This window comes from Stenotrophomonas sp. Steno-C15 (genome assembly GCF_056393265.1).
The window spans coordinates 186,273-202,168 of record NZ_JBWJPF010000002.1; the positions used below are offsets into that span (position 1 = coordinate 186,273).

10 protein-coding genes and 2 tRNA genes are annotated in these 15,896 nt (G+C 64.5%); 1 reads left to right on the top strand and 11 read right to left on the bottom strand.

Annotated features, from left to right (window positions below):
• Window positions 1-53 precede the first annotated feature (53 nt).
• Together AC06FB_RS02960 and uvrB are read right to left on the bottom strand one after the other, a co-directional pair.
• Window positions 54-128: transfer RNA gene (locus tag AC06FB_RS02960), tRNA-Val, on the bottom strand.
• Window positions 129-233: 105 nt separating this feature from the next.
• On the bottom strand, window positions 234-2,258 hold the full coding sequence (gene uvrB / locus AC06FB_RS02965; protein WP_053520440.1) for an excinuclease ABC subunit UvrB: 2,025 nt from the start codon (window positions 2,256-2,258) through the stop codon (window positions 234-236).
• 128 nt (window positions 2,259-2,386) lie between these two features.
• On the opposite strand from uvrB, the gene AC06FB_RS02970 reads away from it, so the two are divergent.
• Entirely contained in the window at window positions 2,387-2,917 is a 531-nt protein-coding gene (locus AC06FB_RS02970) for a GspH/FimT family pseudopilin (RefSeq protein WP_065181232.1), read from the top strand.
• Window positions 2,918-2,974: 57 nt separating this feature from the next.
• On the opposite strand, the gene AC06FB_RS02975 is transcribed toward AC06FB_RS02970, so the two are convergent.
• The 9 genes from AC06FB_RS02975 to AC06FB_RS03015 all read right to left on the bottom strand — a co-directional run bounded on the left by AC06FB_RS02975 (window position 2,975) and on the right by AC06FB_RS03015 (window position 15,831).
• Window positions 2,975-3,051 (bottom strand) — tRNA-Asn (locus tag AC06FB_RS02975).
• Window positions 3,052-3,117: 66 nt separating this feature from the next.
• Window positions 3,118-3,531: a type IV pilin protein gene (locus AC06FB_RS02980; protein ID WP_053516619.1), complete on the bottom strand. Its 414-nt coding sequence runs from the start codon at window positions 3,529-3,531 to the stop codon at window positions 3,118-3,120.
• A gap of 23 nt (window positions 3,532-3,554) precedes the next feature.
• Window positions 3,555-8,132 carry a pilus assembly protein gene (locus AC06FB_RS02985; RefSeq protein WP_478053366.1) on the bottom strand — a complete coding sequence of 1,526 codons (4,578 nt, stop codon included), beginning with the start codon at window positions 8,130-8,132 and terminating at the stop codon, window positions 3,555-3,557.
• Window positions 8,129-8,617 carry a pilus assembly PilX family protein gene (locus tag AC06FB_RS02990; RefSeq protein ID WP_053516616.1) on the bottom strand — a complete coding sequence of 163 codons (489 nt, stop codon included), beginning with the start codon at window positions 8,615-8,617 and terminating at the stop codon, window positions 8,129-8,131. The genes AC06FB_RS02985 and AC06FB_RS02990 overlap by 4 nt, the downstream gene beginning before the upstream one ends.
• Before the next feature lie 7 nt (window positions 8,618-8,624).
• Entirely contained in the window at window positions 8,625-9,812 is a 1,188-nt protein-coding gene (locus tag AC06FB_RS02995; RefSeq protein ID WP_283218944.1) for a PilW family protein, read from the bottom strand.
• A complete protein-coding gene (gene pilV, locus AC06FB_RS03000; protein WP_053516615.1) occupies window positions 9,812-10,279 on the bottom strand; it encodes a type IV pilus modification protein PilV in 468 nt (155 codons plus the stop codon). Before pilV ends, AC06FB_RS02995 begins: the two co-directional genes overlap by 1 nt.
• On the bottom strand, window positions 10,276-10,794 hold the full coding sequence (locus AC06FB_RS03005) for a GspH/FimT family pseudopilin (protein ID WP_065175926.1): 519 nt from the start codon (window positions 10,792-10,794) through the stop codon (window positions 10,276-10,278). The genes pilV and AC06FB_RS03005 overlap by 4 nt, the downstream gene beginning before the upstream one ends.
• 162 nt (window positions 10,795-10,956) lie before the next feature.
• Complete coding sequence (gene ppnN / locus AC06FB_RS03010; protein WP_053516614.1) at window positions 10,957-12,345, bottom strand: nucleotide 5'-monophosphate nucleosidase PpnN; 1,389 nt, start codon at window positions 12,343-12,345, stop codon at window positions 10,957-10,959.
• A gap of 252 nt (window positions 12,346-12,597) precedes the next feature.
• Window positions 12,598-15,831: a TonB-dependent receptor gene (locus tag AC06FB_RS03015; protein ID WP_074901106.1), complete on the bottom strand. Its 3,234-nt coding sequence runs from the start codon at window positions 15,829-15,831 to the stop codon at window positions 12,598-12,600.
• Window positions 15,832-15,896: the final 65 nt, after the last annotated feature.

Genomic DNA, 15,896 nt, shown 5'->3' on the forward strand with positions numbered 1-15,896 from the left:
CCGGCGCCAGGGCCGGGCTTTCAATTCACGACCGCCCTCTTTCGAGAACGTCGTGGTGGGCGGTACAGGGTTCGAACCTGTGACCCCTACCATGTCAAGGTAGTGCTCTACCGCTGAGCTAACCGCCCGTTTGGGGTCTGAACGTCCGCGAATGCGTCGGTGCAGGCCGCGTATATTACTGATGCCGGCCCGGAAGCGCAACACTTTTGTGAAGACGTGCGGCACTGTCGCGTTCAGCCCAGGCTGGCCTCCTTCAGCTGTCGGATCTGGTCGCGGACGCGGGCTGCGTCCTCGAATTCCAGGTCCTTGGCGTGCTGGTACATCTGCTGTTCCAGAGCCTTGAGACGCGCCGCCAGCTGCGCCGGCCCGAGCGCGCGGTAGTCGGCCACATCCTCGGCCACTCCAGGCCTGCCCTTGCCTTTTCCCTTGCGCGATTCCTTCTCGGCCGCTTCGGATCGGGCACCCTCCAGTACGTCGGTGATCGGACGCGCCACCGAGCGGGGAATGATCCCGTGCTCTTCGTTGTACTCGACCTGCTTGGCGCGTCGGCGGTCGGTCTCGTCGATCGCGGCCTGCATCGAACGGGTCACCTTGTCGGCATACAGGATGGCCTTGCCGCGCACATTGCGGGCCGCACGGCCGATGGTCTGGATCAGCGAACCGGTGGAGCGCAGGAATCCCTCCTTGTCCGCGTCCAGGATCGCCACCAGCGACACCTCGGGCATGTCCAAGCCCTCGCGCAGCAGGTTGATGCCGACCAGCACGTCGAACTTGCCCAGGCGCAGGTCACGGATGATCTCCACGCGCTCGACGGTGTCGACGTCCGAATGCAGGTAGCGCACGCGGATGCCATGCTCGGTGAGGTACTCGGTCAGGTTCTCGGCCATGCGCTTGGTCAGCGTGGTGACCAGCACGCGGTCGCCGGCCTTGATGCGCTCGTTGGCCTCGCTCATCAGATCGTCGACCTGGGTGGCGACCGGGCGGATCTCCACCATCGGGTCGATCAGGCCGGTCGGCCGCACCACCAGCTCGGTCACTTCGTCGCCCGACTCGCGCATTTCATACGGGCCCGGCGTGGCCGACACATAGATGCTGCGCGGCGAGCGCGCCTCCCACTCTTCGAAACGCAGCGGACGGTTGTCCAGCGCCGAGGGCAGGCGGAAGCCGAATTCGACCAGGGTTTCCTTGCGCGACCGGTCGCCCTTGAACATCGCGCCGATCTGCGGAATGGTCACGTGCGATTCGTCAATCACCAGCAGCGCGTCGGCCGGCAGGTAATCGAACAGGGTCGGCGGTGGCTCGCCAGGGCCCTTGCCGGTGAGATGCCGCGAGTAGTTCTCGATGCCGTTGCAGTAGCCGACCTCGGCCATCATCTCCAGGTCGAACTGGGTGCGCTGGGCAAGACGCTGCGCCTCGACCAGCTTGTTCTGTGCGTAGAGCTGCTCAAGCCGCTCCTTCAGTTCCACCTTGATGGTCTCGATCGCCGCGAGCACGCGTTCGCGGGTCGTCGCATAGTGGGTCTTCGGGTAGACGGTGAAGCGCATCAGGTTGCGCAGGGTTTCGCCGGTGAGCGGATCGAACATCGTGATCTTCTCGACCTCGCCATCGAACAGCTCAATGCGCAGCGCCTCGCTGTCCGACTCCGCCGGGAACACGTCGATCACTTCGCCGCGCACGCGGAAGGTGCCGCGCTGCAGCTCGTATTCGTTGCGGGTGTACTGCAGCTGCGTCAGATGATTGATCAGGTCGCGCTGGTCGATGCGTTCACCCTTGGACAGGATCAGGCGCAGCGACAGGTAATCCTCGGGCGCACCCAGGCCGTAGATCGCCGACACGGTGGCCACCACGATCGCGTCGGGCCGCGACAGCAGGGTTTTGGTCGCCGCCAGCCGCATCTGCTCGATGTGCTCGTTGATCGAACTGTCCTTCTCGATGAAGGTGTCCGACGACGGCACATAGGCCTCGGGCTGGTAGTAGTCGTAGTAGCTGACGAAATACTCCACCGCGTTGTGCGGGAAGAACGCCTTGAATTCACCGTACAACTGTGCGGCCAGCGTCTTGTTCGGCGCCATGATCAGCGTCGGCTTCTGGATCTGCTGGATGACATTGGCGATGGTGTAGGTCTTGCCCGAGCCGGTCACACCCAGCAGCGTCTGCTTGGCGATGCCGGACTCGAAATTGCTGGTCAGCTTCGCGATGGCGTTCGGCTGGTCGCCCGCCGGTGAATACGGCGAGACGAGTTCAAAACTGTCGCTCATGATGTTGCCAGATCCCGGGAACGGCCAGTATACGGGGCATCCGGTGACGGCCGGCTGAGGGGAAGCCGGACACCCCGACGCGCCAACCTCCAATGGAGACCGGCCGGCGGGGCCAGCAGGCTGGGGGCATGCTCCAGACCCTCTGCAAACACCCCGCGCGCAAGGCCCGGGGGCTCCACCTGCCTGAAATGCTGGTGGTCCTGATGATCCTGTGCGTACTGCTGGCTGTGGCCTGGCGCCCCTGGCAGCGCGCGATGCGCCAGCTGCAGGCCGAATCCCTGCGTGCCCAGCTGGTCGGCAGCCTGTCGCTGGCGCGCAGCACCGCCATCACCGAGGGACGCCCGGTCACCGTGTGCGGCTCCGGCGACGGCAGCCGCTGCGACAACCGCTGGAGCCAGGGCTGGCGCGTTCAGGTTGAGCCGCGGGTGGCCAGCGGGGGAATGACCACCCTGCTGCACACCCAGGAGAACCGCCATCGCCATGTGGAACTGCGGGCGAGCGACCATCGCGCCCACATCCGATTCCGCGCTGACGGGCGCAACGCCGGCACCAACCAGTCCATCGTGCTGTGCGTGCAGGGCCTGGAACACAGCCGCGTGATCATCAACATCCCCGGACGGATCCGGAGCCTGCGCCCACGCGTGCCTACGCCCTGCTGATCCCGCGCGGCATGCCCCAACGAAAAAAGCCGCGATTGCTCGCGGCTTTCTCGAAACTGGCGCCCGAAGTTGGACTCGAACCAACGACCCCCTGATTAACAGTCAAGTGCTCTAACCGGCTGAGCTATTCGGGCGGGGTGCGCATTCTAGCCAATTCCAGAAGTGGGGTGCAAGCCCCTTCCACACTCGCCGCTGCCGTCTTACCAGCACTCCGGGTTGGTCTTGCTGTCCGGCGTCTTTCGGCCCGCCTGATCGAGTGTCAGCGTGCCGCACGCGTCCTTGTCCTGGCCGGTTTCCGGAACCGCCTGCAGGGTATAGGTCCCGGCGGTCGCCTTGCCGTCGAACGATATGGCATAGCGGGCAGAGCCCTGCCGCGGCGACTGGCTGAACGGCAGCGAGAATCCGTCGTAGCTGTTCTGCACGGTGTGATGCCGCTCGAGCAGCTGCGCGATCTCGACCAGGTCAGCCTTGGCCATCGCGCGGTGCGTCTTCAGCACATGTCGCTGGTAGGAAGGCAGCGCCACAGCCGCAAGTACCGCGATGACGGCAACGGTGATCATCAGTTCGATCAGGGTGAAGCCCGTTACCTGCTGTTGTCTGCTGGATGTGCGCATGGCAGCTCCCGTATTCCTGGTAGTCATCGGATCTGGCGCCACGACTGGCGACCACAGGCACGCTGGCCATACGCAGTATCCGCGCCCGGCGTGTTCAGAGCCACGATGCAGCGGTCCAGCGATCCATCGACCGTGCACTTCGGATCGCTGGGATCGCAGCCCTTCAAGGTGGTGCTGTTGACATTGGTGGACAGCACGGGGGCACCGGTTGCGATGTCTCCGCCGCGGGTCAGCGCACCGGCACCGCAGTTGGCGCCGCACAGCGCGTTTCCGCCGACCTCGTCGGTCAAGCCGCTCATCGCCGGCTGGCCGGTCAGCATGTTCAGGCGATAGCGCCAGTTGGTGCCGCCGCCGGTGCCGCAGACCGCCTGCCCGGGCACATAGGTGGTGAACATCACCGCGCCGCCCTGCAGCGTCGGATAGCCGAAGAAGCGCTCACCCTCCACATCGGAACCCACGATCAGGTCGACGTACCAGCCGCGCTTGCTCGCGTAGTCCACGCCGTTGCCCGACACGTCACGGAAGCCGGCACCATTGGCACTGACGGTCTGCCCCACCAGCGAATCACGGCTGGAAATGGCAGTGGAGAGGTTGTCCCAGAGCCCATACAGCGTCTGCACCGGCGAATTACGGGTCACTGCATTGTCGTCAGCGGTGAAGTAGCGACCGGTACCGAAGAACAGGCTGACGCCACCGCCCGGCCCTGCCGAGACTTCGATCGCACCGGTGATCGGCTGGGCGACAGCGCTGCGCACTGCGGTGAACAGCGGCGTGCCGTTGAGGGCCACATTCCAGGCGCTGGGATCACCGCCACGCAGGTCGAAGCGCCACATGTTGCCCTGCATGTCGCCGCCATAGACGGTATCGGCCAGGCCACTGCTGTTGTGCAGCGCTACCGCGGTGACATGGTTGAGGCCATTGGCGACTGCGTACTTGCCCGCCGTGGGGTACACGCGCTTGAGGATCTCGCCGGTGCGGATGTCGACCACATAGAGCACCGGTCGGCCGGTGCTGGAATTGACACCGTTGCCGAACAGGGCGACGAACCGGGGCGGACTGTCCGCATTGGGGCCGGCGACGGGCACCACAACCGGCTTGCCCATGACGAAGCCCAGGTCCGACTCGGTCTTGCCGGAAATCTCCCACAGCACGTTGCTGGCGGTGAATCCGGTCGGATTGCTGATATCCAGGGCGAACACCGAACCGTTGCCCACTGCCGTGGCCGACGGCCCGCGCGACGCGCCGCCGCCGCCGGTCGAACCGACCAGTACCGTGCGCCAGGCATCGCCGTAGTAGACGTCCGACGAGGTCAGTCCGCCGTCCACGTAGTAGCGATGTCCATAGGTGGGGTTGGCCAGCTCCGCCATGTGCTGCAGCGAAGCCGATGGAATGAAGGCGAACTGCTCGCTGCCCGCCGAGGTGCCGGTGCTGGCATTGAAGCCATGCAGCATGCCGTCGTTCGCACCGACGTAGACCATCGAAGGTGGGCCACCGTTTGCCACCTTGGTCGCCAGGTAGGCCCGATAGCTCAAACCCAGCGAGGTCTTCCAGCTCACTCCGCCCTGCGCCTGCCAGGAGGTGAAGCCGTAGTCGTCCTTGTTGGACACGATCTCCACGCTGGAATTGACGATATCGCCAAGCAGTGAACTGCGCGGGCGGAAGCCGCTCACCGGTGAGCCGCGCAGGTAGCTGACCAGGTCCGCCACGCTGTGCGAACCGAACCAGTTCGGCACCGTGTTGAGACCCATGTTGCCTAGCTTCTCGGCGCGATCCCGCCCGGGAACGTTGTCAGCGGTGAAATCGGCCGCTGCCACCGGCACCAGTTGGTTGGACGTGTTCACATAGGTGGGTGCGGTCGACATCACGATGGTCCGCCCGGAGGCGCTCATCTTGGTCGACGCACGCCACAGTTCAGCGCCGGCGCCTCCGGTGCTCGTGGTCTGGCTGGCGATGACATCACCGGTCCAGTCGTTCGAGCCCGACGGCACCGTGTAGTGCGCGGACACGGTGAAGGAGCCGGCGTTGACACGGGCGCCGGTGCCGCTGCCACCCACCGGGGCCTCGCCAGCCGCAGCGCTGTCGAAGATCGATTCCAGCGCGGACTTCAGCTTGGCCGGATTGCGCGCCAGGAAGTAGTTGTCCGGTACACCCGGCACCTTGCTGTCCCACTTCCTGCCTTCCGGCACGCCGTACTTGGCGGCGTACCACAGCGGGCTTTCCAGCTGCCCGGCCTGGCCGGTACCCAGTTTGTAGCGCATCACGACCGCGCCGGTCCAGGTAGCCGGCGGATCGGCGCTGGTGCTCAGCACCGAACCGTTGCGGTTGCCGGGGCGCAGCACCAGCCGCTGCACGTTGTCAGCCGCATTGGAGCCCACGATCGTGTAGCCGGTCAGCATCGCGTTGCCTGCATAGGCGGACAGGTTCTCGATGCGGACCAGCACTTCGTCTTCGCCGACCTTGTTGCGAACGGCGTTGTTGCTGCATTCACCACTGTTGGAGCGCCAGCAGATGTTGCGGAATGGCGTCGTGCCACCGTCGCTGCAGGTGCTGCCAACGCAGTAGCTGAGCATGGAGACCACGTCGTTGTCGTGGTCATTGCCCCACAGCGAATCCTCCCAGACCAGCGAGAAACTGCCGGCCTTGCCATCGGCTCGGTAGTCACGGCCATAGACGTAGTTCGGCGATACCGCTGATCGCTTGGTGCCGACGCCGACCGAGCCGAGGAAACAGCTGCGCCAGCCGCTGCTGTTGATGCCCGCTCCTTCGGTGTTGTTGGCCTGGCACAGGGGGGCCAGGGTGATCTTGCCATTGCCCACCGGAATCTCGAACTTCGGCAGGCTCTCAGCCATGGCCACGGTGTAGGTGGTGGCGGTCAGCTTGTAGGTGTTGGGTTTGTCCTGCACGCCCGGACGCAGATCGGTCTCGGCAGCGGCCTTGGCCAGCCCCGAGATCAGGTAACTGCCTTCCGTGGACGGCACGTCCGGGCAGATGCCGCGCACGAGCGAAAGGCCTGTCACCTTGACCGCACGGCAGATGTCCTCATGGGTGTTGATCGAGGCATAGCGATTGGTCAGGCCGACACGGCCTGCCATGTAGCTGCCACCGGTGATGTTCTCCTGGTTGCCGATCGCATCGGTCGCCGCCGCTGCCGTGGTCAGGCCAGTGACCGTACCGATGTTGTCGCTGTCGAAGGATGGCAGGCCCGAGGACATCACCAGGATGTTGCAGGTAGCGCAGTAGGAGTTGCCGCCGTCGTTCGGCGACCGGTACGGATCCTTCCAGGCCACCGAATTGGGCAGGCCGCTGAGATCACCGCTGGCGCTGTAGATTCCCTTCGTTTCTCCCTTGATGTAGCGCAGCGCTTCGGCATACATCTCCGCCAGCGGATTGCCCCAGGCGCTGCACTTCTTGGACGCGTTGCCCGGGTCGGTCAGGTTGCCCCGGCCGTCGAAGCCCTGGCGATTCAGGATGCTGTAGTCGTCACAGTCAGTCCATTTGTCCTTCCAGTTCCACTGGTCGATGCGGAAGTTGGAGATCGTATTGATGATGCCCTCGGCCCCGCCTGCCAGCGTGTTGCAGAACTGGCCATTGGACAGGTTGATCTCATCGCCGGCCGCACAGAAGGTCGTGCCGTTGCCGGCGATCTTGCCGATGTTGCGACGGACCACGCCGCCATCGCGAGGATTGACATAGGTGCCGGTGACCAGACCAAACCGCAGACGGCCACTTTCACCATAGGACTGCAGCAGGCCCGCCGGTTTCAGGTAGTCCCGGGTGCCGTCGTTGTACTTGCGGCAGAACGCTTCCTGGAAGGTTCCAGAACCGGTGGCGCAGACTTCAACCCGGACATTCAGGTCGGCCGCGACCGATCGGGGGGAGTCATCCTTGCCCTCGTCGCTGCGCCCCACGATGCACTGATAGCCGGCAGTCGAGGCCCATTCACCCCAGCTGCCACTGGCAACGCGCATCAGCGGTGCGCCGGTGGCACTGATGCTGGCATTGCAGAACGACATGGTCGTCTTGTACGGGGTGAAGTTGTTGATGTCGGCGCCGCTGTACACCTTGACCCAGGCGTGCAGGTCGTTGGGAATCTGCGCCCGCTCCAGCACCGTCTTGCTGGCGGTATCGGTGATGCGATGGCCGCCGTACAGCACGTAGCGCATCACATCCAGGCGGCTCATGGTCGCCCAGTTGAGGAAGTTGCCGGACCAGGTACCCGAACAGGTGTGTCTCTGCGTGCCGGTCGCCTTGGCCGTGGCCTTGAACTGGCTGCTGCTGTACGTGTAGCAGAGATTGGAGTCGAAGTACCCGGAGTAGTCGAATTTGTCCTGGTAAGTGGTGTCGAGCGTGCCGTCCTCGTCCAGATCGCTGTAGTCGCTGTAGGCCTTGTTGAACAGCTGCTCGTCGCGCGACATCACCATCATCATCAGCGGCGGCTGTGTCTTCTTGCTGTAGAGCGGCTCCTGCGCGATGTCATAGTCGCCAAGCGCAGCGAACAGCGGATAGACCAGTGCGCCCACGCCCACCAGCACGGCAGCGGCGGTGCCTGCACGCAGCCACGGGGAGGAGGCAAGGCGGGAGAATCGGCGCGGAGTATTCATGGAATGAAGATCGTGTCGATGACGGCGCTGGAAGAAGGATTGGCCGGATCGTCACTGGCCAACACGGTGATCTGGTAGATGTTCTCGGTCTCTTCGTTCTTGCGCCGCCCCAGGCCCAGCGGCCCGACCGGCACGCATTTGTCCAGGCGGCGGGTATTGATCGCCGTTGCCGTGGTCTTGCCATCGGCCCAGGTCGCCGGGTCGAACACCGGGCTGCACTCTTCCTGGTTGGCCTCGAAGATCTTGCCGCTGTCGATGACAGCCTGGATCGCCGCTTCCTGCGAACGTACATCGGCCTCGGCGTTCTGGAACGCCTGGTTCGAGCGCAGGTAGTTGGCGGCCATGCGTTCCTGCATGCCGGTCACCTGCATGCCGGCGATGCCGATCAGGGCCAGCAGGATCAACATGATCAGGGCGACATACAGCACCGCGCCGCGCTGTTGGCGGTGCGATGCGAAGGAGGGGGTGCGCGGGCGCGGATGCATGGTGGCCTCAGTTGCCGAAGAGGCGATTGCGGAGGGCGATGGTGGTCTGGTAAACAGCGCGCATGCGGCCGTCCTCGGGCGCGGTGAACGTCACACCCATCGAGGTCAGTACCGCATTCTGGTCGGCCTGAGGGGCTGCCGAGGGATCGGGACTGGCCATCACCAGGCCCATCTGCACGGCGCCCACGCGCCGCCAGGCGTTGATGTTGGGATTGGCCGATGCCTGCACGGTGGCAGCGGTACCCTGGCGATCAATGAAGCCGGTCGGGTAGGCACTGGTCAGGCGACGATCCTGGCCGTACAGCAGCTGCATGTTCTCCACACCCTCCACCAGGGCCTCCGGCGCGCCGGCGACCAGCGCACCGTTGGGCGTGGCGTTGAAACGCACACGGTACAGCGAGGAACGTGCGCTGGCAGCGTCGTAGCCCACGTAGTACACAGCGCTTTCCGCACGATGCAGCATCGCCTGGCCTGCGGTCACCGGACGGATGAAATTGCTCGCATTGTTCGGTGCATCGCCGAAGGTGATCGTGCCCCCCGCCTTGTCAATGCTGCGCGCCTGGAAAACGGTGGCGCTGGCGCAGTCGGCAGCGCCATACAGCCCGGAATCGGCAACGCCACTCTGCAGCACGGCGAGTCGCGCCTTGTCGAAACTGAAAACCGGCTGCGCGACGGTACCGCCGGAAGACGTAACCGGCACGCCGTCCGGCATCAGGTATCGCAGGGCGACGATGTCGCTGCCGTTGACCCGGTTGGGCAGCGCCGCAGCGAATTCATCGGGCAATGCGGGTGTGTAGGCGGTGCCGCCCGTCGCCGGAGTGGCCGGCAGCGTCACCGCATCGCCGGGCGCCGTATCGGTCGCCTCGTAGCCCTGGATGGATCGCTGGAAGTCCAGAGCCGGATGAGGCGTGGCCGCGAACGTCGTAAACAGCGAGACGCCATCCGGCGACTGCCGGGCCTGATCGTTGACGCAGCCGAAATGACCTGCCATGCGCAGTTCGCGCTGCAGGGTATCCATGGCGAAGCGACTGTTCTCCTGCACGCGCGCCAGGCCATCGGACAGCTGATAGGCAGCACGCGAGGCCGCGAACACCTGGACGACACCGAGCATGACGATCACGCCGATGGTCAGCGCGATCATCAGTTCGACCATGGACAGGCCGGCCATGCGCCGGGCCGGGGAAGGCGCGCGCATCACAGGCGGCTCCCGGCACTGAAGGTGGTATCGCTGGCGTCAGCGTTCCAGCGCTCGTCACCCCACGTCACGCTGACCGTGTACTGGGTGCCGGCACGTGCGACCTTGGCCGTGGCCCCATCTCCCAGCGCCTTGCCGAGACGGCAGGTCCAGTCCAGGGTGAACGCGTCCTTGCCGATGTCGTTGCCGACCGGTGGCAGGCAGTTCTTGGCCGCGGTGGTCGCCGTGTAGTCGCCCACGTAGGACGGTGCCATCGAGCGGTTCATCCGCAGCTGATCAAGCATTTCGTAGGTCAGGTTGGTCGCCTGGGTGCGATAGTTGGCGCTCTGCACGAAGCGTACGTTCATCGTCTGCAGCAGTGCGAAACCCAGCAAACCGACCCCCAGCACCAGGATCGCGATCAATACCTCGATCAGGCTGAAGCCGCCCTGTGCGTTGCGCGGGGAACGGAAACGGGGCGTTCTCACTTGCAGTCCTCCTTCAACAGACGCACCTGCCCGGTCGGAGACAGGCGAAGCGTGCGCTGCAGCGGCTGCTTGCCGCAGTTTTCCGGGCGCAGCGTCAGGTCGAGCGTGGCATTGGCGCGATTGCGGCCCCGCGGGTCGAAACTCACCGACAGGTCGGGCGTACCGACGGCGACCAGCGCCGAACGTCCGGGGCTGTAGCGCAGGACGGTTTCGCCGGCACTGAGCGCGCCGTCGCCGTTGCTGTCTGCCCAGACCAGCCAGCCATCGGTCCAGCTGTCGCCATCACAGGACGTGCCTCCGGCAGAGGCACACACGCCGCCGCCCCTGCGGTTCTTCACCGCTTCACTGCGGGCCAGCGCCATCGACGCGATGAGGTCATTGCTGGTGGTGGCGATGCGGTTGGAGCGGATGGTGCTCTGGAAGCTCGGAAACGCGATCGTCGCCAGCACGCCCAGCACGACCACCGCGATCATCAACTCAACCAGCGTGAAGCCGTTCTGCCGGCGCAAAGACATGTGGACGCTCCCCAGCGTATTGATCGCCACCATGGGCCATCGCCCTGCCGCCAGCAAGCGGCGGCAGGATGAACGGTCAATCCGGGGCGACGGGCGTCAAACGCTTGACGAACCGCCCTTCCCCACCGCTGCCGGCGCGATCCCCATCGCGCCGGCACGGTCTCAGGCCAGCACCTGGTAACAGGGCTGGTACTCGCCGGAGATCTTCATCCGGCGCTGCTCGACGAAGGCGCGCAGCAGCGCGTCCAGGGCCTGCATCATGTCCGGGTCACCGTGGATCTGGAACGGCCCGAACTGCTCGATGCGGCGCATGCCATCCTCCTTCACATTGCCGGCAACGATGCCGGAGAAGGCACGACGCAGGTCCGCCGCAAGGGCATGCGGCGCACGCCCATGGTGCAGATCCAGTGCAGCCATGGCCTCATGCGTCGGCACGAAGGGCTGCTGGTACTCCCACGGAATCTCGATGGACCAGTTGAAGAAGAACGAATCCTTCTGCGCCAGGCGATGCTCGCGCACGCGCTTGATGCCGGCGGACATCTTCCTGGCCACGGCAACCGGGTCGCCGATGATGATCTCGTAACGCTCGGCGGCAGCATCGCCCAGGGTCAGCCGGATGAAGCGGTCGATCTGCTCGAAATACGGCGCAGCCACGGTCGGGCCGGTCAGGATCAGCGGGAACGGCAGGTCCTTGTTCTCGTCGCGCAGCAGGATACCGAGCAGGTACAGGATCTCCTCGGCGGTGCCGACACCACCGGCAAACACGATGATGCCGTGACCGATGCGGACGAACGCCTCCAGGCGCTTCTCGATGTCCGGCATGATCACCAGATGGTTGACGATCGGGTTGGGCGATTCCGCGGCGATGATGCCCGGCTCGGTCAGGCCGATGTAGCGCGTCACCGTCTTGCGCTGCTTGGCGTGGGCGATCGTGGCCCCCTTCATCGGGCCCTTCATCGCACCTGGTCCACAGCCGGTGCAGATGTCCAGGCCGCGCAGGCCCAGCTCGTAGCCCACCTGCTTGGTGTACAGGTATTCGTCGCGCGAGATCGAGTGACCGCCCCAGCAGACCACCAGGTTCGGGTCACCGGGGTTGAGGATGCGGGCGTTGCGCAGCAGGCCGAACACCGCGTTGGTGATGCCTTCGGAAGACTCCAGTTCGGCCGCGTAGGCCGGGCCCATTTCGATGGCCATGTAGGCGAGGTCGCGGACCACGGCAAACAGCAGCTCGGCCACGCCGCGGATGATTTCGCCATCGACGAAGGCCATCGCCGGCGCATTGACCAGGTCGATGCGCACGCCACGATCCTGCTGCGCGACCTGGATGTCGAAGTCGGGATAGAGATCGCGCGCCGCGCGCGGATCATCCGATGCGCTGCCGCTGGTCAGCACGGCCAGCGCGCAGCGGCGCAGCAGCTCGTGCATGCCGCCGCCGGAGGCGTCGCGCAGGCGCGCCACTTCTGCCCGCGACAGCACATCCAGCCCACCGCGCGGGTAGATCCGCGCGTCCTGTACCGGCAGCGCACGGGCTGCCTTTTCGTTCGTGGTCATATCCAACGTTTCGCTTCCTTCAAGGTTTCCGACTGTACTGCCGCCCCCTTAAAAAGCAAAACGGCCGGGAATCCCGACCGTTGGATATGTGCTGACCGCGTTCGCCATTCCGGGACCGCATCTGCGGCATCGGCGCCGCGCACGAACCCGGATGCTACGCCGATGTCGTGGCCACTGCAAGAACTTTCACCCGAACGGGAAACGGCCGGGTTACCCCGGCCGTTTCCGTCTACTGCGTGATGTTCCGACGGATCAGAACTTGTACTTCAGGGTCAGCTGCATCGACCAGCGCGACACGGCAGTGTTGCCCTTGTCGTTGTTGTTTTCCTGGATCGCGGGGTTGTCGGTGGAACCGGTGAACGAGTACACGTACTTGCCGGTCGCCGGGTCGATACCCGCGTAGTTGGCGACGCGACGGGTGGCGTAGAAGCCGTAGTCGTCGATCAGGCCCCACTTCTTGTTCAGCAGGTTGCCGACATTCATGATGTCCAGCGCGATCTCACCCTTGTGGCTCTTCACGAAGCCCGGGAACTCCTGGCTGATGCGGACGTCGAAGGTGTTGATCCACTTGGCACGGTGCGAGTTGGCCGGGACCACGCTGCCACGGTAGGCATCGAGCTCCGGATTCTGCGCCAGCCAGTTGAAGAAGTCCTGCTCCATCTGCGCGCTCTGCACGAAGCGACCACCGACCACCGAACCGAACAGCACGTCACCCGGGCCGCTCGGCACATAGAACAGATCGTTGGTGGTAGCACCGTCGCCGTTGGCATCGTTGTAGAAGATGTAGCTGTACGGACGGCCCGAACGACCTTCGTAGAACAGGCCGACGCGGGTGGCGTTGTCACCGAAGAAGTTGTGCTTCCACTCCAGGGTGCCGGTGATGCGGTCCTTGATCGCGTAACGCGAGTCGTAGGCCACGTCTTCGTTGGCGTTGAAGATCAGCGTGTTGTTCCAGTTCGAGGTGTTCTGCGAGCTGGTCAGCGGGCTGACTTCCTTGGACTTGGTATAGGTGTAACCCAGCGACCAGCCCCAGTTCTCGGTCAGCGGCTTGGCCAGCGAGAAGGTAGCCTGCGTACCACGACCCTTGTCGGTGTTGCGCATGACCAGCACGTCGCCGATGTCGCTCGGACGGTTGGCACGGTCGGTGGCACGGTTGGTGCCGGTGGTCATGCCGAAGTTGGTGCCACCCGACATGCGGCTGTTCGCCGGATTACGGCCATTCGCATCCCAGTAGATCGCACGACCGTCCTGGCCGTAAGCGGTCGGCGCCGAAACGTCGAGACGGTCGAAGTAGATGCCGTCCTTGACCTTGGTCATCAGCACTTCGGCCGACGCCACGATGCCGTACCACGGCAGCTCATGGTCGAACGCCAGGTTGGCCTTCCACACCGACGGCAGGCGGGTGCCCGGGGCGATGATGTCGACGTTCTGGCGCGCAGCTGCGGGGCCACCAGCCGGAATGTACGGATTGTTGCCGTCCGGGGTGAAGCCGCTGGTCAGGTTGCGCTCATCGTACTCGATGTAGTTCAGGCCGGTGTTCTGGTAGGCACCCGCCAGCCACACGTTCGGGGCAGCGCCACCGAACAGGCCCACGCCACCACGCAGCTGGGTCGGGCGCTCGCTGTCGAAGGTGTAGTTGAAGCCGACGCGCGGCTGCACCAGGTTCTTGTCGACCAGCTGGGTGTTGTTGAAGCCGTACAGCTGCTCGATGCGCGGGTTGTACAGGCGCTGGCTGCTGAAGTCAGGCATGTCGACGCGGACACCGAACATCAGGCTCAGGTTGTAGTTGATGGCCCAGGTATCCTGGACGAACACACCGGTGTTCTTCAGGGTGAAGTCTGCCGGGATATCACTGCGGCTGCCGCCGGCGCGCGGGGCACGCAGCTGGTAGCGCGCGATGCGACCGTTCAGGAAGTCCTCGACGCTGTTGAACTCGTAGACGCCGTTGAGGTTGCGGCCGTAGAAGTTCATCAGGTCGTTCTTCGAGTAATCGAAGCCGAACTTGACGGTGTGATCGCCGATGTACCAGGTACCGGCACCGAAGGCGCTCAGTTCCTTCGATTCCACGATGTTGACGTGCGTGTTCTGCTCGGTACCGACGTACAGCGAGTCGTTACCCGAACGGATGCGGATCTGCGGCATGTCGACCAGCGGAACGCGGTTGGCCGAGTAATCCTTGTGCGAGACCTTGAACTCGGTCGAGAAGTTCTCGGACCAGTCGCTGAACAGTTCGCCCATCCAGGTTTCGTATTCGGTCGGCTGCTGGTACCAGAAGTTGCTCAGCGAGATCGCACTGGTGCTGACCTGCGGGAAGCGGACGACGTTCTGCTCCATCTTGTTGTAGCGCAGGGCCGCACGGTGGTTTTCATTGATGTTCCAGTCCAGCTTGACCGCGTACTCTTCGATTTCGGTCTTGCTGTTCGGTGCCGTCAGGCTGCCCGGGTCATAGCCGAGTCCACCCAGGAAATTCTGGACGTCGGTGATCTGCTGCTGGGTGATGGTGCCCTTGCCGATCGGGGTGTCGCTCAGGCTGATGCCAGCGGCCGAACGCTCGTACTTCTCGTAGTTGCTGAAGAAGAACAGCTTGTCCTTGACGATCGGGCCGCCGAAGGTCATGCCGTAGGTCTTCTCGTCCTCGAAGCCGTTGAACTTCTCGCCACGCAGTTCCTCGCGGACCATGTCCTTGTCGCGGTAGGAACCGTAGACAGTGCCATGGAACTCGTTGGTACCCGACTTGGTCACGGCATTGATCACCGCACCGGTACCACCGGCGATGGTGGTGTCGTAGTTCGCGAGATCGATGTTGATTTCCTGGATGGCATCCATCGACACCGGCTGACGCTCGGTCGGCAGGTTGTTGGAGCCCAGGCCGAACGGATCGGAGGCACTGATGCCGTCGATACGGATCGCATTGTAACGGGTGTTCTGACCGCCAGCCGAGATCGCGCCGTCAGCCTTGCTGACCTGCGAGATGCGCGGGTCCAGGCGGATGTAGTCCTGGATGTTGCGGTTGGCCGACGGCAGCGCGTCCATCGTTTCGCGGGTCACGTTCGAGCCGGTACCCATCTTGGTGGCGCTGAAGATGTCCAGGCCGCCCGCGGTGGCGACAACATTCACGGCGTCCAGGTTGGTGGCCGCCACGTCGCCGGTCAGGTTGGCATTGACGGTGTTGACCTGGTTCAGGTTCAGGTAGACACCCTCTTCGGTCTTGGTGCCTTCACCCGGCTTGGTGATGGTGATGGTGTACGGACCACCCACGCGCAGGCCGCGCGCGTTGTAACGACCCGACGCATCGGTCGTGGCGCGCGAAACGGTGCCCGACTCGGTGTGGGTGATGGTGACTTCAGCACCGGCGACAGGCTGGCCAGCGGCGGACACGACCTGGCCGCCGACACCTGCAGAGGTGCTCTGGGCGAAGGCGGGAGCGGCAGCAAGTGCGGCCACGAGACCAAGGGTGAGCTTGGACATCCGGAGTGGGTGGGTCATCTAGGGTAGCCTCGATACGAGTTGGCGATGGCGGAAAAAAGACGCATCCAAGCGGCCTTGCGGGT